The organism is Staphylococcus sp. Mo2-1, assembly GCF_046721385.1.
Classification (GTDB): Bacteria; Bacillota; Bacilli; order Staphylococcales; family Staphylococcaceae; genus Staphylococcus; species Staphylococcus equorum_A.
The window spans coordinates 2,325,062-2,344,040 of the sequence record NZ_JBEUUK010000001.1 but is presented as its reverse complement, the minus strand read 5'-3'; the positions used below and the strand labels follow the sequence as shown (position 1 = coordinate 2,344,040).

Annotated in this window: 16 protein-coding genes and 4 pseudogenes; 9 read left to right on the top strand and 11 right to left on the bottom strand. The window is 34.9% G+C overall.

Annotated features, from left to right (window positions below; translation table 11 throughout):
- The first annotated feature begins 1 nt into the window (after position 1).
- Together ABLV95_RS11860 and eutH are read left to right on the top strand one after the other, a co-directional pair.
- On the top strand, positions 2 to 568 hold the full coding sequence (locus ABLV95_RS11860; protein ID WP_069816917.1) for an ANTAR domain-containing response regulator: 567 nt from the start codon (positions 2 to 4) through the stop codon (positions 566 to 568).
- A 107-nt stretch (positions 569 to 675) separates the two neighbouring features.
- On the top strand, positions 676 to 1,911 hold the full coding sequence (gene eutH / locus ABLV95_RS11855) for an ethanolamine utilization protein EutH (RefSeq protein WP_427705895.1): 1,236 nt from the start codon (positions 676 to 678) through the stop codon (positions 1,909 to 1,911).
- Between the two features lie 344 nt (positions 1,912 to 2,255).
- Here the strand turns inward: eutH and ABLV95_RS11850 are convergent, their stop codons facing one another.
- From ABLV95_RS11850 to ABLV95_RS11835, 4 genes are read right to left on the bottom strand one after another with little or no spacing between them, the layout of a single operon-like run.
- Positions 2,256 to 3,023, bottom strand: coding sequence for an SDR family NAD(P)-dependent oxidoreductase (locus tag ABLV95_RS11850; RefSeq protein WP_427705897.1), 768 nt, complete (start codon positions 3,021 to 3,023; stop codon positions 2,256 to 2,258).
- 26 nt (positions 3,024 to 3,049) lie between these two features.
- On the bottom strand, positions 3,050 to 3,754 hold the full coding sequence (locus tag ABLV95_RS11845) for a glutamine synthetase family protein (RefSeq protein ID WP_460872149.1): 705 nt from the start codon (positions 3,752 to 3,754) through the stop codon (positions 3,050 to 3,052).
- Complete coding sequence (locus ABLV95_RS11840; RefSeq protein WP_460875784.1) at positions 3,744 to 4,451, bottom strand: hypothetical protein; 708 nt, start codon at positions 4,449 to 4,451, stop codon at positions 3,744 to 3,746. Before ABLV95_RS11840 ends, ABLV95_RS11845 begins: the two co-directional genes overlap by 11 nt.
- Before the next feature lie 21 nt (positions 4,452 to 4,472).
- Positions 4,473 to 5,870: an NAD-dependent succinate-semialdehyde dehydrogenase gene (locus tag ABLV95_RS11835; protein WP_460875782.1), complete on the bottom strand. Its 1,398-nt coding sequence runs from the start codon at positions 5,868 to 5,870 to the stop codon at positions 4,473 to 4,475.
- Positions 5,871 to 6,137: 267 nt separating this feature from the next.
- Here ABLV95_RS11835 and ABLV95_RS11830 point away from each other — a divergent pair, with 267 nt between their 5' ends.
- On the top strand, positions 6,138 to 7,208 hold the full coding sequence (locus ABLV95_RS11830) for a M20 family metallopeptidase (protein ID WP_460875780.1): 1,071 nt from the start codon (positions 6,138 to 6,140) through the stop codon (positions 7,206 to 7,208).
- 92 nt (positions 7,209 to 7,300) lie between these two features.
- Here the strand turns inward: ABLV95_RS11830 and ABLV95_RS11825 are convergent.
- Positions 7,301 to 8,828: pseudogene (locus ABLV95_RS11825) on the bottom strand (DASS family sodium-coupled anion symporter).
- Between the two features lie 254 nt (positions 8,829 to 9,082).
- On the opposite strand from ABLV95_RS11825, the gene ABLV95_RS11820 reads away from it, so the two are divergent.
- Both ABLV95_RS11820 and ABLV95_RS11815 read left to right on the top strand, forming a co-directional pair.
- A complete protein-coding gene (locus tag ABLV95_RS11820) occupies positions 9,083 to 9,592 on the top strand; it encodes a YfiT family bacillithiol transferase (RefSeq protein ID WP_069832559.1) in 510 nt (169 codons plus the stop codon).
- Positions 9,593 to 10,057: 465 nt separating this feature from the next.
- Positions 10,058 to 10,734, top strand: a pseudogene (locus ABLV95_RS11815) (transglycosylase family protein).
- Positions 10,735 to 11,126: 392 nt separating this feature from the next.
- Here the strand turns inward: ABLV95_RS11815 and ABLV95_RS11810 are convergent.
- On the bottom strand, positions 11,127 to 11,795 hold the full coding sequence (locus ABLV95_RS11810; RefSeq protein ID WP_427705908.1) for an RluA family pseudouridine synthase: 669 nt from the start codon (positions 11,793 to 11,795) through the stop codon (positions 11,127 to 11,129).
- A gap of 511 nt (positions 11,796 to 12,306) precedes the next feature.
- Here ABLV95_RS11810 and ABLV95_RS11805 point away from each other — a divergent pair.
- From ABLV95_RS11805 to ABLV95_RS11795, 3 genes and pseudogenes are all read left to right on the top strand, one after another.
- A pseudogene (locus tag ABLV95_RS11805) lies at positions 12,307 to 13,018 on the top strand (transglycosylase family protein).
- Between the two features lie 151 nt (positions 13,019 to 13,169).
- A complete protein-coding gene (locus tag ABLV95_RS11800) occupies positions 13,170 to 13,589 on the top strand; it encodes a hypothetical protein (RefSeq protein WP_427705910.1) in 420 nt (139 codons plus the stop codon).
- Between the two features lie 11 nt (positions 13,590 to 13,600).
- Entirely contained in the window at positions 13,601 to 14,401 is an 801-nt protein-coding gene (locus ABLV95_RS11795; RefSeq protein WP_460872144.1) for an HAD family hydrolase, read from the top strand.
- A 44-nt stretch (positions 14,402 to 14,445) separates the two neighbouring features.
- On the opposite strand, the gene ABLV95_RS11790 is transcribed toward ABLV95_RS11795, so the two are convergent.
- On the bottom strand, positions 14,446 to 15,399 hold the full coding sequence (locus tag ABLV95_RS11790) for a rhodanese-related sulfurtransferase (protein WP_460872143.1): 954 nt from the start codon (positions 15,397 to 15,399) through the stop codon (positions 14,446 to 14,448).
- Between the two features lie 355 nt (positions 15,400 to 15,754).
- On the bottom strand, positions 15,755 to 15,973 hold the full coding sequence (locus ABLV95_RS11785; protein WP_460875777.1) for a hypothetical protein: 219 nt from the start codon (positions 15,971 to 15,973) through the stop codon (positions 15,755 to 15,757).
- A gap of 153 nt (positions 15,974 to 16,126) precedes the next feature.
- Between ABLV95_RS11785 and ABLV95_RS11780 the strand changes: the two genes are divergently transcribed.
- Positions 16,127 to 16,597, top strand: coding sequence for a peptide-methionine (S)-S-oxide reductase (locus ABLV95_RS11780; protein ID WP_069818080.1), 471 nt, complete (start codon positions 16,127 to 16,129; stop codon positions 16,595 to 16,597).
- Between the two features lie 95 nt (positions 16,598 to 16,692).
- On the opposite strand, the pseudogene rbsK reads toward ABLV95_RS11780, so the two are convergent.
- From rbsK to rbsU, 3 genes and pseudogenes are all read right to left on the bottom strand, one after another.
- Positions 16,693 to 17,608: pseudogene (rbsK, locus tag ABLV95_RS11775) on the bottom strand (ribokinase).
- 20 nt (positions 17,609 to 17,628) lie between these two features.
- Entirely contained in the window at positions 17,629 to 18,033 is a 405-nt protein-coding gene (gene rbsD, locus ABLV95_RS11770) for a D-ribose pyranase (protein WP_427705920.1), read from the bottom strand.
- 23 nt (positions 18,034 to 18,056) lie between these two features.
- The gene (gene rbsU, locus ABLV95_RS11765) at positions 18,057 to 18,938 is read right to left on the bottom strand and encodes a ribose/proton symporter RbsU (protein WP_460875775.1); all 882 of its coding nucleotides are present in this window, start codon (positions 18,936 to 18,938) and stop codon (positions 18,057 to 18,059) included.
- Positions 18,939 to 18,979: the final 41 nt, after the last annotated feature.

The following is an 18,979-nucleotide window of genomic DNA, read 5'->3' as shown; positions in this document are numbered from 1 at the left end:
AATGAAATCTATTATGGTAGTTGAAGATGAAGCGATTGTCCGAATGGATATAGTAGAAATGCTTGGGGAAGCAAACTACAATGTCGTCGCAGAAGTAGGTAATGGAGAAAAAGCAATTGAAGCCGCAGATCAATTTCGGCCAGATTTGATTGTCATGGATATTAAAATGCCGAAGTTGAATGGTTTAAAAGCCAGTAAAATTATTGGTAAGAAACATGATATTCCGATACTTATCCTGACAGCATATAGTCATTGTGAGTACGTTGAAGAAGCTAAGCAACAAAATGTCGTAGGTTATATCGTTAAACCTATATCTGAGTCACAATTGCTACCGGCTATTGAAATTGCAATGTCGCAATCAGATAGTATGGGTAAACTCAAGCAAGAAGTGAGTGATACACGTTTGCAAATGGAACATCGGAAACGTATAGAAAAGGCAAAAGGCTTATTAATGAAACAACTTGATTTAACGGAAGAAGCAGCTTATCAAAAGCTTAGGAGAAACAGTATGGATAACCAAATAGCTATTGAAAAAGAAGCTTCAGCAATCATTAAACAATTGGGGTAATAGCTTTACAATACAAGTGAATATAATCAAGCAAAGGTGCTTATTTGAATTAATCAAATAGGCACCTTTTTGTTTTTTTATAGCTCATAAAAATGGGGGAAACTATCATGGAACATATTGGTACAGTGATTATTTACATTATTATGGTATGTGCAGTGTTAGGTGCTTTTGGTGCAATTCGGAATGCGAATGAAGGGATAGGGAAGGAATTTATGGAAGGTATTTATACCATCGGACCTATCTTTGCTAACTCAGCAGGTATTATGGCTTCTATTCCATTCATATCGCAATTTATAGAAAAATTCTTTGGACCGCTTTTTGATAAAATTGGTGCGGATCCCGCTATAGCCGCAACATCAATACTCGCGACAGATATGGGGGGATATCAACTTGCAGATGTATTAAAGGATAGCTATGAAGGTTGGATTATGGCAATGATTGTTGGTTTTATGGCTGGTGCCACAATCGTGTTCACAATACCGCTTGGTCTACCAATGCTTGATAAACGAGATCATAAATACATGGCTTTGGGTATTCTATCAGGATTGTTGGCCATTCCTTTTGGTGTATTTATTTCTACGGTAACTATTTTATTTAGTCATACAAAAATCCGTACAGTGATTGATACAACGAGTGCGGCCACACACGTTTTTCAAATCAGTTTATCCACTGTATTTATCAACTTATTACCATTAATTATTTTTGTAGTAGTAACAGCCATTGGACTGTATTTCTTCTCGGATATTATGATTAAAACCTTTATTGTCTTTGGTAAAATACTAGATTCCTGTATTAAATTGGTCTTTGTATTTTCAGTAGTAGAAATATTTACAGGATTATTTACAACAGTTTTTGGTGTCTGGGGCTTCGATCCAATTATGGCGGATAGTGAAGATAACTTTAGGGCATTAGAGAACGCAGGGAATATTGCTATTATGTTATCGGGTGCATTCCCAATGGTTTATTTAATACGTAAGTACTTCTCTAAAGGTTTGCATACTGTTGGTAGTAAAGTGGGACTCAGTGAAGTAGGTAGTGCTGGGTTTATCGCTACAATTGCTAATATTCTAGCTATGCTCAAGTTAGTAAGAGATATGCCACCTAAAGATAAAGTGTTAAATATCGCATTCGGTGTCTGTGGTGCGTTCTTATTAGGAGATCATTTGTCATATACGGCAAATTTTCAGCCAACGCTCATACCGGCTGTATTAATTGGTAAATTGAGTGCGGGTATTATAGCAATATGCTTTGCTTACATTCTATGTATCCCGAAAGCGAGAAAATTGGAAGAAATTGATAGACGTGCCGGCATCATTGGAGAGCATGAATATTTAGATAAATAAACTGAAAAACAGGGACGGGTCATAAATACCTCAGTCTCAATTTTAAAACACCAATCTATTATTTTCTAATGGATTGGTGTTTTAAAGTTAAAATAATCCGGTTTTAAAAGCGCATGCTTGCCTGGGGAATAGTATGGCTCGAGCCTATAGTCTCTCACTCATACTATTTCCCTAGGCGTCAGCGCTTTACAAAAATGGTTCAATTATATAACTATATATAATAGAAGAAACACGTCATGAAATTTATTTAGAACACAGTAAAAGGAAGCGGGAATATGAAATCAAAATGTAGAATTTGATTTCGTGTTCCTCGCTTCCTTAAAGGCTGTTTCTATAGAGAGGTATTAGAAGTAGTTTGCAGTGATACCGCCGTCTACGTTCATGTTTGCACCGTTTGTCCAATCCGATTCATCTGACGCTAAGTATAACGCGGCGTTGACAATATCTTCTGGTTTGCCAAATCTTCCAGTAGGTTGTCTGTTTAATCTCGCATTTTTAGCTTCTTCATCTGCAACTAACCATTCCATTAATAAGGGTGTTTCAATCGGACCAGGGCTGATTGCATTTGTACGAATGCCTTTAGGACGGAATTGAATTGCTAATGATTTCGTTAAAGATACGACTGCACCTTTTGAAGCGGTGTACGCATCTTGAGGCACTGAACAACCCATTTCAGCAACAAATGAAGCTATATTAATGATAGATCCAGAGTTATTTTTTTCCATTTCTGGAATAACATATTTCGTCATAAAGAAAATACCTTTAACATTAATATTCATAACTAAGTCCCATACGTCTTCGCTTGTATTGACGACAGAGTTATCTGCTTCTGGCATGACACCAGCATTATTATATAGCACATCAATTTTTCCATAAGCTTCAACTGTATCGGCGACCGCATTTTTAACATTGGCTTCATTAGCAATATCCACTTTGAAAAAAGAAGCTTCTCCGCCATTATCTGTGATTGCCTTCACAGTCGCTTGACCGGCTTGTTCATCTCTTTCGAATACTGCGATTTTACCGCCTTCATTTGCAAACATTTGTGAAGCTACTTTACCCATGCCACCGCCAGCACCTGTAATAATACATACTTTGTCTTGTAATCTCATAATCGTTTTCCTCCTCAGTAGTATATTTAGCTTTGTTCAAAGTAACGCGAACGTTCCCAAGTTGTTACGAAAGAATCGAAGTCATTCTGTTCTGATTGTGCGGCTTCTAAATAATGATTCGCGACATCTTCACCAAGGACTTTTGTCACAACATCACTATTTTTCCAAGTTAAGATAGCCTCGTGTAACGATGATGGGATACGGTCGATATTATCTTGTTCATAAGCATTACCAACTAGTTCATCAGTAAGTTCGATTTTATTTTCTATACCATATAAACCAGCACCAATTAAAGCAGAGTAAGCTAAGTATGGATTCATATCTGCACCTGAAATACGTGATTCAAAGCGTAATGCATTTTGTTCTCCTACAACACGGTAGCCAGCAGAACGATTGTCTTGGCTCCATGCAATACTTACCGGTGCCCATGAGTTAGGCGCAAAACGTTTATAAGAGTTTACGTAAGGCGCAAACATTAATGAAAAATCTCTCGTAAATTTAATGATACCTGCTAAGAAATGTTTCATCGTTTCAGATTTTGGTTCTTCTGCGTCATCACCTGCATAGAAAGCATTCGTTTTCGTGCCTTTTTTCATCATACTTAAATGAATATGACCGCTTGAACCTGTCCATGCTTCGTAAGGTTTAGCCATGAATGTTACGGATTTATCATTTTGGATACAGATTTCTTTCATACCATGTTTGAACATAATATGTTGATCAGCGAGCATCTAAGGCGTCTGAGTATTTTAAGTTGATTTCGTGCTGTCCTTTATACGCTTCACCTTTTGAAGATTCGATAGTAATGCCCATTAAGTGCATTTGATTTCTAATTTCTTGATAAATTGGTTCATTCTTACTACCTTGCAATAAGTTATAATCTTCATTTAAGTGACCGGCAGCTTCTAAATTGTCGTATCCTTGTTTCGAAATATCTTCAAATGAATTATTGAATAAATAGAATTCAAGTTCACTTGCCATATGTGGTGACAAGCCTTGTGCTTCTGCTTTATCAATTTGTTGTTTTAGAATGTTACGTGGCGCAATCGCAATCGGTTCACTACCATCTACGGTATATACATCACAAAAGACCATCGCAGTGTGTTCTAACCACGGTACAACTTTTAACGTATTCAAGTCAGGTACGGCTAAGTAATCACCGTAACCTTTGTCCCAGTTCATAAATTCAAAATTATCGTTCGTATCCATTTCAAAGTTTGTACCTAACAAGTAGTTACAGAAATGTGTACCATCAGATATATCATTTTCTAAAATGAAATCACCCGTGATTCGTTTCCCCATCAAACGGCCTTGCATGTCACAAAAGCCCATGATAAGTGTATCGATATCATCAGATTTAACTAATTCAAGTAATTGTTCCTTTGTAATATCGCCAGTTACTTTTTTGCCTTTAATATTGTTATTCATATATGACAACCCCTTATTAGTTTATTTAAGTAAAGATAATGAAATATATTTCAATTCTAAGAACCCATCTAATCCAAAGTGACTGCCTTCACGACCCATTCCACTTTCTTTAATACCGCCAAATGGTGCTTGAGGGACACTTAATTGAGTACCGTTAACACCAATCATGCCAAATTCTAATTTTTCACTGATTTTATAAACCGTATTAATATTATTAGAAAAGAAGTAAGCAGCTAAACCATATGGTGAAGCATTTGCAATATCAATCGCTTCATCTTCGTCGTCGAATGTAATGATTGGTGCGACAGGGCCAAATATTTCTTCCTGTGCAATAGCCATTGTTCGTTCAACTCCTGTTATGACAGTAGGTTGATAGAAAAGACTTGATGTAGAAATGTCAGCTTTATCTCCGCCAGTTTCAACTTGTGCACCTTGTTTTTTAGCATCTGCGACTAAGTGTTCAACTTTATCAATCGCTTTTTGATTAATGAGCGGTCCTACTTGCGTATCCTCTTGATCACCTGGGCCGACTTTGATGGTTTTTACACGGTCGATAATTTTCTGTGTCATCTCTGCTTTAACATCTTTGTGTACAAGTACAACGTTGATGCCATTGCACATTTGACCGCTATTTTCGAACTTGTTATCAACGATTGCGTCTGCGGCGTTATCTAAATCGGCATCGGGTAACACAATTGCTGGTGCATTGCCTCCGAGTTCGAGTGAGATGCGTTTGACTTGATCAGAAGCTTTGCTCATTAGCTTCTTGCCAATTGGCGTTGAACCTGTGAATGACATTTTTCTAACACGCTTGTCCTCAAATAGTTTGTCTGAAATGACTGAAGAACTACCAGTAACAATATTTGCGACTCCTTTATCAATGCCGGTTGCCATTAATTCATCGAAAATCGCAATTGCAATTCTTGGTGTTTCACTTGATGGTTTGACGATTACAGTACATCCAGCAGCTAATGCAGGTGCCACTTTACGTGCAACCATTGCGCCAGGGAAATTCCATGGTGTAATCAATCCACAAACGCCTACAGGTTGTTTCGTGACTGAAATGCGTTGATTCTCTGATGAAGGTGGAATGACTTCACCATAAATACGTTTCCCTTCTTCAGCAAACCAACGAATGAATTTAGCACAAACTCCGACTTCACCAAAAGCTTCTGCGTAAGGTTTGCCTTGTTCTTCACTCATAATCGTTGCGAGTGCTTCTTGTTTATTTAATAAATTGACTGCCCATTGTTCTAAATAACCTTGCCTTGTTTCAGCAGTATAATTCGACCATGTTTCAAAAGCAGTGGACGCACTATCAATTGCTTGTTGCACGATGTCCTCAGTTACACTTGGTACTTTGCCAATTGAGTTTCCATTTGCTCGGGTTAACGACGGCGATGGTATTGTCTGTTTCAACTTTTTCACCGTTTACCCAGTTATAATTTAAATTACGTGTCATATAATCTCCCCTTAATACGCAAAAAGACGCCTATATACTCAATTTTTGTTAATTGAGATATAAGCGCCTTTGCTTAGTTGTTATTCACTTGGAAAAAACTAAAATCATATTATTGAAACCCTTTTCAATTTCGTGTTAACCAAATGTTACTAAAATTTTTAAATCTTGTCAATATTCAGATAATATACTATACTTTGCACAAATAAGCATAGGGGGTAGATTGAATGGGCAAAACGTTGGATTTATTACAAAAATTAATTACTTTTGATAGTTCTAATCAAGAAGTTGCAAATGAAACCATTGATTATTGTAAGCAGTGGTTAGAAGAACAGGGACTAAAACCTGAAATTATAACGAACAATGATTATAAGATGCTTATATGTAATGTAGGCGAAGGTAGTAAGCGACTCATTCTAAATGGACATGTTGATGTGGTGAGTGGTAAAGAAGCACAATTTGACCCTGAAATTCAAGATGGCAAAATTTATGGACGCGGTTCTGCTGATATGAAAGCAGGCGTCGCTTCATTTATGGTTGCAATGACTGAACTTCAAGATGCTGATTTAGGTGATGCCGGCGTTCAACTTCAATTAGTTACAGACGAGGAAATTGGTGGCCATAATTGTTCTGCGTATTTAACTGACCAAGGCTATTTAGGTGATTTCGTGATTTGTGCTGAACCAACTCAAATTGGAATTGGCTATCAATCTAAAGGCCTTTTACAATTTGATGTTCAATTAAACGGTAAGTCAGCACATGGTAGTAGACCCTGGGAAGGTGACAATGCCATTATAAAAGCGTATGAAGTATACGAAAAAATAATTGATTTACCGTTTGCAAAACAATCTACAGATATTTTTGATGGCCCCTCAATCAATCTCGCTAAAATTTCTGGTGGTGAGGTTTATAACAAAGTACCAGATGCATGTACGCTTTCAATTGATATTCGTTATTTACCTAACCAAGATAAAGATGACATTCTAGAACAAATTAAAGGTGTTACAGATGATGAAATAGCTGTGCATATGTCAGGTCCTAGTGTGAAAAATGAAATTGACAATCCTTATATTCAACACCTTGTAAAAGAAATCAAATCTGTAACTGGCAATCAAGAAGCTAATATTTTTGGACAGCATGGCTTTGCAGATACAAGATACTTTTCAAGATTTGATGTGCCAGCAATTGAATTCGGACCTTCTGGTGATGCGTGGCATGGAGATGGTGAATATGCCGTAGTAGACTCATTAGATCAATATAAAGATATCATTGTAGGTTTTGGAAAAACGTTTAATTAGAAACAGGCAAGTGGTTGAAATAGATATGAAAATATAAGCGAACGCTCAATTTTAATCATTGTGCGTTCGCTTTTTTAGATAACTAAAAGTGTTTAAATGAAACCTATCCATTGCCAGTAAGTAAAACTAAATAATACGATAAGTAAGTAACCAATAACGGTGATTGGAATACCTGTTTTCAAGAAATCTTTAACGGTAAATGTTTCTGTACCATATGCCAACATAGATTGTGGTGAACTAACAGGAAGTAAGAAGCCAAAGCTAATTACAAATTGTTGTATGAGCACAAAGGCCATAGACTGCGCTCCTAAATCTAATGTCATCGTGAGTGAAATAAACACTGGAATTAATGCAGATGCCAAGCTTGTGGCACTTGCAAAACCTAAATGAATTAATATATTAAACAAAGAAATTAAAGCAATCGTCATCACTAATGGATAGTGTTCAAGGCCAATCAGCCCAAAGGTTTGATCACTTAGCCATTGCGCAGCAGTTGTTTTTAATAACACATTACCCAAGGAGATACCCACACCAAATACAATAATCGTACCCCATGGAATGCGAGACTCAGCTTCTTTCCATGTCATAATACCAATTTTAGGGGTTAACATGATTGCTAGCGCTAATAAAATAATAGAAGATGAATCAATCGGATGTAGCACTTTTTCTGTAGACCAAAGTAAAAGTAATGCAATTGAAATAGCAATGAGACGCCATTCTTTAGCAGTGACAGGTCCCATTTCATGTAATTGTTTTTTGATCAGTTGTTTGCCTCCAGATATTTCGTGTACTTCTGGTGGCATTACTTTTAGCATAATGAAATAAAGTGCAATAGACATCAAGATAGACCACGGACCAAGCATAAAGAAACCATTGCCCCCATGAAATATCTATTCCTAATTGATCATTAATAAAATTGATGGCAACGATATTTTGAGCGGCTGCCGTTTTAATACCTACGTTCCAAATAGACACAGCTTGGACCGCCGTAATGACAAGTAAAGCGGCAAGTTTACTATTTTTAGAAATGCCAAAAGCAGTAACCATACCTAACAAAATAGGAATAACTGCCCCAGCACGCGCAGTTGCTGAAGGTACAAAGAAAGCTAGAAAAATGGCAACAATAATTGTGCCAATAACGATGCGGTTGGTCTTATTACCTACCATAGAAAGAACGATGAGTGCGAGACGTTTATGTAGATTTGTAATTTGCATTGCAGTAGCTAAAAATAGTGCAGCGACTACTAGTGCAATAGCAGTAGATGAGAAGCCACTAAAAGCAAGCTTCAATGCGTTAGTCGTACCGAATAAGCTACTGCCTTCTAAAACTTTACCGCCTGTTTGTGGATTGCCTAGCGACTCAGTTAAATTTTGTACGGGGCTAAATCCTAAGAGCAAGATAATCAAACCGACAATCATCGCCGCAGATACAGGATAAGTGACTGCTTCAGTTACCCATAAGATAACGGCGAATATTAAGATAGCTAATGCACTTTTAGCCATGAAAGGTAAGGTATCTGGCGTTGGTAATACCATGATAACCACAAGCGCAATGACGCTAATGATTAACCAAAGCGGTTTAAATGTAGTGTTTTTCTTCTTAGTTGAATGCTGTTTCATCTTTAAAGTGCTCCTTTTCTTATTTTTTCAATTTTATAATATCAAATACCTAAAACGTGCTCACTATAATATTAAAAAGTTCATAAAAATGCCTTTAGTTAAGCAGAAAATAAAAAGAAGAGGATGAGAACCTACATTACAATGACTGAAAAGTTTGTGTGTATTTTATAAAATGTTTAATTATACAGAAACAGAGAATAATAATGATGTAGAGTAATGTGCGGGATTTAAATAAATGATAATAAGGTGATTAAATGGATGTAAGGTTTCCAATAGGAGAATTAGAAATACCAGATAAAGTAACATTAGATGATATTCAAAAATGGGCGAAAGAAATAGAAGGTTATACTGAACGCTTAAGAGAGACTGTAGATTCATTAGATGATGAAGCGTTGAATGCAAAGTATCGTGCGGGGAGTTGGACAGTGCGTCAACTTGTACATCATATTGCTGACTCTCAATTAAATATGTATCAGCGTTTGAAGTTAGCGCTCACAGATAATAATCCGACAGTACCAGCATTTATTCAAGATGAATGGGTGATGTTGCCGGATAACGACTTACCCATCGAAAGCTCGATTAAGATGCTAGAAGGTATGAACGAACGTATTGTAGCAATTGCTAACAATTTAAATGAAGATCAATTAGTACAAACATTTACGTTAAAAGATAGTGGCGAGATAACCGTAGCTGAAAAAGTTGCAAAATTATCTTGGCACGAAGAACATCACTTAGCGCATATTAAAATAGCACTATCTAAATAGTAGAATCTAGAAGGCCGTTCAAATTATGAAAATTTGAACGGTTTTTTTAATTTGTTATCTAATTGATTTGTATGATTTATATAGAACTACAGTAAAATAACTCTTAAAAAGACTGCAAGTAGGATTTTCAATAAATTGCAAATGGAAAAATAAGGTGGAATTGTACACAATTGACAAACAAATTACATAAATATTACGTGCTTATATTCTAAATTAATCTGTTTACAGACGTTCATCAAAGCTTTTCTTCACTTTTTAGTCATAATGAGTCACTTTTTCACTGTAATTTAGATGTAATGAACATACGTATATTTTAATTTGACTGTAACCTACAAACATTTTATGGATGTTATAGTATTATTTGTGAGTTGGTTGAAGCAGTAAATTATTTTTTAATTAAATAATTGAAATTCAACCGCATAAAATAAAAAATGAAAATTATCTTTCTGGGAGGATTTATTAATAATGAAAAAAACAGTAATCGCATCAACTTTAGCAGTAGGATTAGGCGTAACAGGAGCGAGCAGCAGGAAATTCAGCTGACGCTTCAGAACAAAACGTAGACCAAGCACAATTAGCGCAACAAGCTCAATCAAATCCAGAGCAATTAAATGAAGCACCTGTTCAAGATGGTTCATATGACATAGACTTTAATCATAACGGTACAGACTATAGCTTCGAATCAGATGGTACAAACTTTAGCTGGAGCTTTGGTGGAGGATCAACTGAAGCACCGGCTCAACAAGAAGCACCAGCTGAACAAGCAGCTGAGCCGAGCACAACAATCAGCACCAGCTGAACCAGCTCAACAAGAAGCTCCAAAAACTGAAACAACTCAACAACCACAACAAGAATCTACTTCAAAAGAATCTAGCTCAAGTGAAGCTTCAAGTGGTTCATCAGTAAATGTTAACTCTCATTTACAAACAATTGCTCAACGTGAATCAGGTGGCGACATTACAGCTATCAATGCTTCATCAGGTGCGGCAGGTAAATACCAATTCCTACAAAGCACTTGGGATTCAGTAGCTCCAGCAGCATACCAAGGTGTATCTCCAGCAGAAGCACCTGAGTCAGTACAAGATGCGGCAGCAGTTGAACTTTACAACACTGCGGGCGCTTCACAATGGGTTACTGCATAATTTAAACAGTAATTAATTATTTTAAATAAAGTATTCAAAACCTGCTTCTATAATATAGAGGCAGGTTTTTTGATTTAATAAATAATTTGAGATAAATAAAACAAGGGAGTGGGACAGAAATCTAATTTTTCTAATAAAATTTCGTCGTCCCACCCCGGCTCAGCTGACTAGAAAATGGAATACAAGAGCTGAAGCTCTTGCATAAGAACTACTTGTCTTCATAAATGAAGTAGTAGTATTATAAAAGATTGATATAAGCGCATTTTCAATTCAGTCAGCCACTGCCAATATAAAAAACTGAGGCTAAGACATGTGATATGTCCCAGCCTATTGTTTTTGTTATTAAAATATTTCCGAGGAAATGCAAGCGTAGTATGAATGCAATGCAAGTATTACAAATAACGTGACCAGATGCCTTCGCTTGGGATCGATTCTACAGATATAATTTCATCTTTAGTCGGATGTTTTACGCTAAGGTGCGATGCCCATAAAGCAATTTGTTGACCAGGTTTATTTATATGTTGTCCATATTTTTGGTCACCATATAATGGTAGGTTTTGATTCGCAAATTGCACTCTAATTTGATGTGAGCGTCCAGTTCGTAATTGTACTTCGACTAAACTTTTCTTTTCAGCATTATGAATCATCTTATAGTCTAAGATGGCTTGCTTTGCTTCTTTTTTTCTTGAATCTACCACATGTACGATGTTTTTATTCCGATCTTTCCAGAGATAATTTTTAAGTTCACCTTGTTTTTTTGCAGGTGCACCATGAACAACCGCTAAATATGTTCTATCAAAGTTTTGTTTTCTTAGTTCATTTGATAAGCGAGATGCAGCTTTAGATGTTTTGGCAAAAACCATAGCACCACCGACGGGTCTGTCGAGACGATGTACTAAACCAAGGTAAACCTTTCCTGGTTTATTATATTTTTCTTTAATGTAATCTTTTAACATAGATAATAAATCTTCATCTTTTGAGTCATCAGCCTGTACTGGTATATTAATAGGTTTTTCGACCATAAGTAAATGATTATCCTCATAAAGGACATTGATCAACATTGAACTCCTCCAAATCGATATAATGCTTTACATAGTTAGTACGCAATATTAAAAAATAATTAAAAATATATCAACATATTATATTATCATATTGTAGAATAAATTCAATGACATAAATATATTGTAGAAATAAAAAATAATGTATTTTAAATAACGTGAAATAAAAATAAATCGAAGTAAAAAGCAACTATATACTATTGGTGTAAAGATACACCGTTGTCACACTAATTACATAGAGATTACATAGAGGTAAAGCCAAGTATTCTATTTATGAACTATCATGAGAGGATTTTGGTTGAATTTTCTGGAAATTATTAAGATTTTTAGTGTAATGGGAGTGTAAAAAGTCGATTGTTTTTTTAACTTCACTGTAACCCACGGGCTATTTATAGATGTTACAGTAGGTCTTGTAAATTAATTGAGGAAAGTAAATCGTCTTAGCGATGATTGAAATTACGAATTAATTTTAAAACTATAAAATAGAAATTATCTCTTAGGAGGATTATTAATAATGAAAAAAACAGTAATTGCATCAACTTTAGCAGTAGGATTAGGCGTAACAGGAGCGAGCAGCAGGAAATTCAGCTGACGCTTCAGAACAAAACGTAGACCAAGCACAATTAGCGCAACAAGCTCAATCAAACTCTGAACAATTAAATCAAGCACCCGTACAAGAGGGTTCATATAATCATAACTTTACTCAAGATGGCGTAAATTATAACTTCCAATCAGATGGTACAAACTTTACTTGGAGCTATGGTGAAGGTTCAAATGGTTCATCAGAGCAAGCTTCAACTAATAGTGGTCAACAACAAGCTCAACCACAACAAGAGCAAGCACAACAAGCAACTGCTGAGCAACCAACTGAACAATCAGCTCCACAAACTGAAGAAACTCAACAACCACAACAAGAAGCGACTTCAACTCAATCTTCAGAAAGTTCAAATGAGTCTAGCTCAAGTGAGGCTTCAAGTGGTTCATCTGTAGAAGTTAATGATCACTTAAAAGGAATTGCTGAACGTGAATCAGGTGGGGACCTTAAAGCTGTTAACCCTTCATCAGGTGCGGCAGGTAAATACCAATTCTTACAAAGTACTTGGGATTCAGTAGCACCTGAAGAATACCAAGGTCAATCACCAACTGAAGCTCCAGAATCAGTACAAGATCAAGCGGCAATGGATCTTTACGAATCTGAAGGTGCTTCACAATGGGTTACTGCATAATATAAGCAGTAATGTCTAATTAAAATTAAATATAGTTAAGTGAATAAACTAATCCCTGTTTCTACACATGTAGAGGCAGGGATTTTTATATGTAAGTAAATTTATTTTAAAAGCTGATTAACTAGTGGGTGTAAGGGAATAACATGATATTATGAAAAAACTTTTAGCACATTTAATCATAGCTTTGACGTTAGCAATTATATTATTTTTGACTACTTTATTATTCGATTTATTTAAATCGATGCACTTAACGGCATTATTACTGAATATAGATTTTTTAATAGATGACAATGCTTCAAATGTTATTTTGGAATTTCTAATTCATGTAGGTATTACAATTTCACTTTATGCTTCACTCTATTTTATTTATAAAAAGTGGGGAAATTATTATTATATGGCATTAATTTGTGCCATGATTTCATTTTTAGCACTGTATCCATTATTAATTTATATGGCAGTTAGCCCAATTTTTCAATTTCATTATACAGGTTATATCTGTTGGACTATTGCACATATAATATTTTTAGTTTGCACGCATAAAGGAATTAAATTTATGGAGAGCAAGCTTTAAAATTCATAATTTTGTTAAAAAGTTATCATAGTAAAAGTGAAAATGCGGTTTATAATTATTATGTAACGACGTTAATTACTCTTAAGGAGGGGTTTTTAATTAAAAATGCAGAATTAGTATTATTTGATTTAGATAATACTTTATTTCCTTTCAATGATTTATGGTTAATTGCGAATAAACAAATTTTCAACCATTCATCATATGCAGAAGATATTGCATATGATGAATTCCTGAAAATTTATACTTATTACGATAAAAAATTTTGGTCGGAACATAGTCGTGGAGAGATAACTTTAGATGAACTTAGGCAACTACGATTAATTGAAAGCTTAAAATATTTTAAGAAAAATATTACAACGAAAGAAGCTCATGAATATTTCTTAGCATTTTTTGACATTATTATTCAACATATTAAACCTAATATAATATTAAATGATCACCTTAATAAATTAAAAAAATGGGTGAATATAGGTATATTAACTAACGGGAAAAATTTAGAACAAATGACTAAGATAGCGCGTTTAGAATTAAATAAGGTTTTTGAAAGTAATATATTTATATCTGAAGATATTGGAAGTGAAAATCCTGATAGTGTCGCTTTTTTAAAAGTGACTCATATGCTAAATATCAAACCTGAACATACAATATTTGTAGGAGATTCTTGGGAAAATGATGTTTCTGGTTCACTTAATGTAGGCATGAAACCAATTTGGTTTAATGGTGACAAAAACATAATTGACAAAAATATAGAAGTTATTAATAGTAGTATTGAAGGGTTAGTAGAAAGTTTGATAACACGAGTGAAACGATAAATAAAACACTGTTATGCATCATGCATAACAGTGTTTTATATTATTTATTGGCTTACAAGATTTTTGAAGTTTTCCAAGCGTGTTGCTTTTTCTTCTTCGCTAATGTCATGTTTTTTTACATAACGATTATTTTCGTGAGTTGCACATTCGTATGTACAAGCACCTAAATAACGTTCTTCATTTTCTTCAGAAACAAGAATTTGTTTGTTACATTCTGGATTGCTACAGTTGATATAACGTTCGCATGGCGTACCATCGAACCATTCTTTGCCCACAACTGTTTTATCTACTTGGTTAACTTCTACACTAATACGTTCATCAAAGACATACATTTTACCGTCCCATAATTCACCTTTTACTTCCGGATCTTTACCATAAGTAGCAATGCCGCCTTCAAGTTGACCAACATCCTCAAAGCCTTCTTTTAATAAGTAACCAGAGAATTTTTCACAGCGGATACCGCCAGTACAATAAGTGACAATTTTTTTGTCCATGAATTGCTCTTTATTTTCTTTAATCCAATCAGGGAGGTCTCTAAATCTCGTGATATCAGGGCGAACCGAACCACGGAAATGACCTAAATCGTATTCGTAATCATTTCTTGCATCAATGACTACAGTATCATCAGCTAATAAAGCTTCTCTAAATTCTTGTGGTGATAAGTAATTTCCTGTTAATTCTCTTGGGTCAACGTCATCTTCTAAATCTAGTGCAACAATTTCTTCTCTTGGACGTACATGCATTTTTTTGAAAGCATGTCCTTCAGCTTCATCAACTTTAAAAGTAATCCCTTTAAATCTTTCATCTGATTTCAACTGTTCCATATATTTATCAGTAGCTTCGACTGTTCCAGATACAGTACCATTGATACCTTCTGTAGATACTAAAATACGACCCTTAAGTTCTAAATCCTTACAAAATTCTAAATGCTCCGTGGCAAAAGTTTCGGGGTCATCAAGTGTTGTATATTTATAATACAATAATACTCTATAATCCATAATTCGATTCTCCTCTAATCTATTCTTTTCATTATTATTAATATAAAATTTATGGTTGAAGTGGTTGGTTGTGTTGAAGCAGTGTGATGCTTCATTTATAATTTACTTACTCATTATTTCGAGTAAAAGAACAAAATTCTCCTTATTGCATTATAACAAAAAAAGGATAATATTCAATTTATTAATTTAAATTAGTGCAATATTTTTATTATATATGAAAAGTACATTCTAAGAAATAGAAAAGTAAATATGCTCTTCTCAAAGCCGTCACTTTAAAAGTGATAACCATGAAAAGAGCATAGGTGTATAGCATTTATTTTATACTTCTTAAAATTTAGAAGTAGCTATGATGAACTTATTTCTTTTTGTTTGTGCAAACAAGTGCAACCACTAAGCCAATTGTACTTATAGCAAAAATGATGTTCATAATTGCTAAAGTTTCGATGATTACGACGTCTTTGCCTAATCTTTCAAAGGCATTTTGCCGCATTTCTTTTTCAGAGCTTAAATCGCTTTGTGATCTTGAAGGTTTTTCTTCGATATCTTCTAACATTCTTTCTTCAACTTTAGGCATGTAATTCCTCCTTGTGTACTACTTTAATGTTTTCCCTTTTGACAAAAAATCAATCATATACCTTTGAAAGCGCTAAACTATAAGTAATTGCAAATAGATGTGGTTATTACTATACTGAATTGATAATTGTTAGTAGAAAAAGGAGAGATGTAAATGGAAACGGTATACTTGGCAGGCGGATGTCTATGGGGTGTACAAGCCTTTGTTAAAACTTTGCCTGGCGTCGCAGATACAGAAGGCGGTAGGGCAAACGGTATTACAGATACACTCGATGGAGAATATGATGGTTATGTAGAAGTCATTAAGACAACATTTGATCCAGAAAAAGTAACAGTTACAGACTTAATGGGATACCTATTTGAAATTATTGATCCTTATAGTGTAAACAAGCAAGGTGAAGATGTTGGCTTAAGATATAGAACAGGATTATACAGCGAAGACGCCAAACATTTAAAAGAGGCGCAAGCGTTTATAGACGCAATTGAAGACCATCATCTGATTGCAACAGAAGTATTACCACTGACAAATTACGTGAAAAGTGCAGAAGAAAATCAAGATAGACTAACAAGATTCCCTGATGATTACTGTCATCTTCCTAAAGCACTTGTAAATAAATATAAATAAATGAACAAGGCGGCTCTCAGAATAATGAGAACCGCCTTTATTTATGTGCAATGATTATGAACTATCTGATGATGCATAAAATAAGTAGTATATCTTTAAGCTTTCAATACATCTTGTTCTAATGGAATTGATTTTTGAGCGCCTTCAACTTGGACTGTAAGCGAAGCTCGCTTTATTTGCGTAAGTAATACTTTCTTCTATATTAAAGTCTGTCATATTGAGACGACTTGCTAGTGCACCGATAAAAGTATCACCTGTTGCTGTTGTATCAACTGCTTTCACTTTAAACGAAGGTATTAAACCAGCAGAATTTGCTGTTGCGTAATAAGTCCCTTGCTCGCCAAGTGTGATAATGACAACTTTCATACCTAAAGATAAAAAGTATTCTGCGTTTTGATGCATTGATGAACGATCTGTAACTGGGATACCACTTAATAATTCAGCTTCTGTTTCGTTTGGCACAATAATATCAGTTAAAGTAAGTAAATCCTTAGACAATTCACTTGCTGGAGCTGGATTTAAAATGGTAGTGACATTGTTTTCACGAGCAATTTTAAAAGCACTAATAATCGCAGGTACAGGCACTTCAAGTTGAGCAATAATGTAATCTGCTTCTGCAATCGCATCAGCTGCTTTATTTACATCTGTGTCATTTAATTCCATATTTGCGCCACCATAAACTAAAATTGTATTCTGTCCATTAGCATCAATTGTTATGAATGCTTGACCTGTTTGAGCAGTATCTGTTGTCATGATGTAGTCTGTATTAATATGCGCTTGTTCAAAATCTTCTAACATGAAATCTGCATCGTCTTCAGTTCCAATCTTAGAAATAAAAGTTGTTTGGGCATTTGAGCGTGCAGTTGCAAGTGCTTGATTTGCGCCTTTACCGCCACCATAAATTTTTTGAGCATTTTGAAGATGTAACGTTTCTCCCGGTTTAACAAAACGATCTACGTTTAAAATTTTATCTACATTGGTAGAACCAATAATTACAACTTTATTTGTCATAGTATATTCTCCTTTTTTCTTTAAAATGTCACGTTAGATTCAAGTGCAATATTTGAAAATGGTGTCGTTTCCCCTGTACGAATATTAGCTTTTGTTAGTGAATGATTTAAATTTTGTTTCATTTCTACGTGTGGAATAAATGAAATTTCTACATTGTCACCAATTAATGATTTGATTTGTTTAAGTTGGTCAGCGTTTTGCGTTTTAATTTCTTCTGCAAGAAATATTTTTTGAACTTCAACTTCGGATAACACGTTTTCTAAAACATCGATAAAACGTGGTAAATCTTTAGTAATCGCTAAATCAATTCGACGTTCGTCATTTGGAATCGGCATGCCCGCATCATTAATTGTTATTACATCAAAATGCCCCAATGTTGCAATTGCATGTGATACATGACTATTTAATACCTTTGTTTTTTTCATAATTAAATCTCCCATCTTATACTTTATTTAATAAATACTGTAACTGTCGCTGCTATTAATATGATTACAAGTCCAATAATAGTAACGATAAGTTCTTTTGGTGTTTTTCTCTGATTCAAGAAATAAATACCTGTTAACGTAGCTAACACTACTGATGTTTGTGACAGTATAAATCCTGTCGCTAAACCATTCATATCTGACTGTGCAGAAATTAAGTATGTTAATGCACCAAATGCAAAGAATAATCCTGAAATAATTTGTTTCCAGCTGACTTTCTCTAAGAAAGCATTGCCTTGTTTCATATTCATAAATGCATAAATGACTGCGGCAAGCACCATACCCATTGCTTGTGGTAAGAATGCTTCCATGCCACTGATATTAGTTGCTTGAGGTGCTGCAGAGTAGGCCCAATAACCTATTTCACCTATAAGTAGTAAAATAACTGCATTTCTTAATTTTTTATTATGCTGTTGTCCTGATTTTTCACTCCAAACTGTCATATATGCACCAATGAGTACAACAAGTAGAGCAACGAATCCGATAATTTTATTTGTTACTCCTGGCCAATCACCTAATGCGAAAACGCCCCACAGGGATGCACCTAAAAGTTGAAACGCTGTTGTGATTGGCATAGCTCTAGAAGAACCGACTAGACCAAATGCTTTAAAAGTAATTATTTGTCCAAAGCCCCAACCAACACCTGAGATTAATGAAAATATAAGGTTCATTCCTGTTGGGAAATCGACACCTTGAATGAATGCGAAACATAATGCGAAAATCAATGTTCCTACTGTTGCACCAAATATTTGGTTAACTGGTCGACCACCAAATTTAGATGCGATGGTAGGGAATAGCCCCCAACCCAGTAATGGTCCAAGACCAATTAAAATTGCTATAATATCCATAAGACACCTCTATATATATTTATGTAGTGATAATTTTTAGG

Coding starts and splice junctions, on each gene's coding strand:
- ABLV95_RS11860 (WP_069816917.1), top strand. CDS start 2: ATGAAATCTATTATGGTAGTTGAAGATGAAGCGATTGTCCGAATGGAT.
- eutH (WP_427705895.1), top strand. CDS start 676: ATGGAACATATTGGTACAGTGATTATTTACATTATTATGGTATGTGCA.
- ABLV95_RS11850 (WP_427705897.1), bottom strand. CDS start 3,023: ATGAGATTACAAGACAAAGTATGTATTATTACAGGTGCTGGCGGTGGC.
- ABLV95_RS11845 (WP_460872149.1), bottom strand. CDS start 3,754: ATGCTCGCTGATCAACATATTATGTTCAAACATGGTATGAAAGAAATC.
- ABLV95_RS11840 (WP_460875784.1), bottom strand. CDS start 4,451: ATGAATAACAATATTAAAGGCAAAAAAGTAACTGGCGATATTACAAAG.
- ABLV95_RS11830 (WP_460875780.1), top strand. CDS start 6,138: ATGGGCAAAACGTTGGATTTATTACAAAAATTAATTACTTTTGATAGT.
- ABLV95_RS11820 (WP_069832559.1), top strand. CDS start 9,083: ATGGATGTAAGGTTTCCAATAGGAGAATTAGAAATACCAGATAAAGTA.
- ABLV95_RS11810 (WP_427705908.1), bottom strand. CDS start 11,795: ATGTTGATCAATGTCCTTTATGAGGATAATCATTTACTTATGGTCGAA.
- ABLV95_RS11800 (WP_427705910.1), top strand. CDS start 13,170: ATGAAAAAACTTTTAGCACATTTAATCATAGCTTTGACGTTAGCAATT.
- ABLV95_RS11790 (WP_460872143.1), bottom strand. CDS start 15,399: ATGGATTATAGAGTATTATTGTATTATAAATATACAACACTTGATGAC.
- ABLV95_RS11785 (WP_460875777.1), bottom strand. CDS start 15,973: ATGCCTAAAGTTGAAGAAAGAATGTTAGAAGATATCGAAGAAAAACCT.
- ABLV95_RS11780 (WP_069818080.1), top strand. CDS start 16,127: ATGGAAACGGTATACTTGGCAGGCGGATGTCTATGGGGTGTACAAGCC.
- rbsD (WP_427705920.1), bottom strand. CDS start 18,033: ATGAAAAAAACAAAGGTATTAAATAGTCATGTATCACATGCAATTGCA.
- rbsU (WP_460875775.1), bottom strand. CDS start 18,938: ATGGATATTATAGCAATTTTAATTGGTCTTGGACCATTACTGGGTTGG.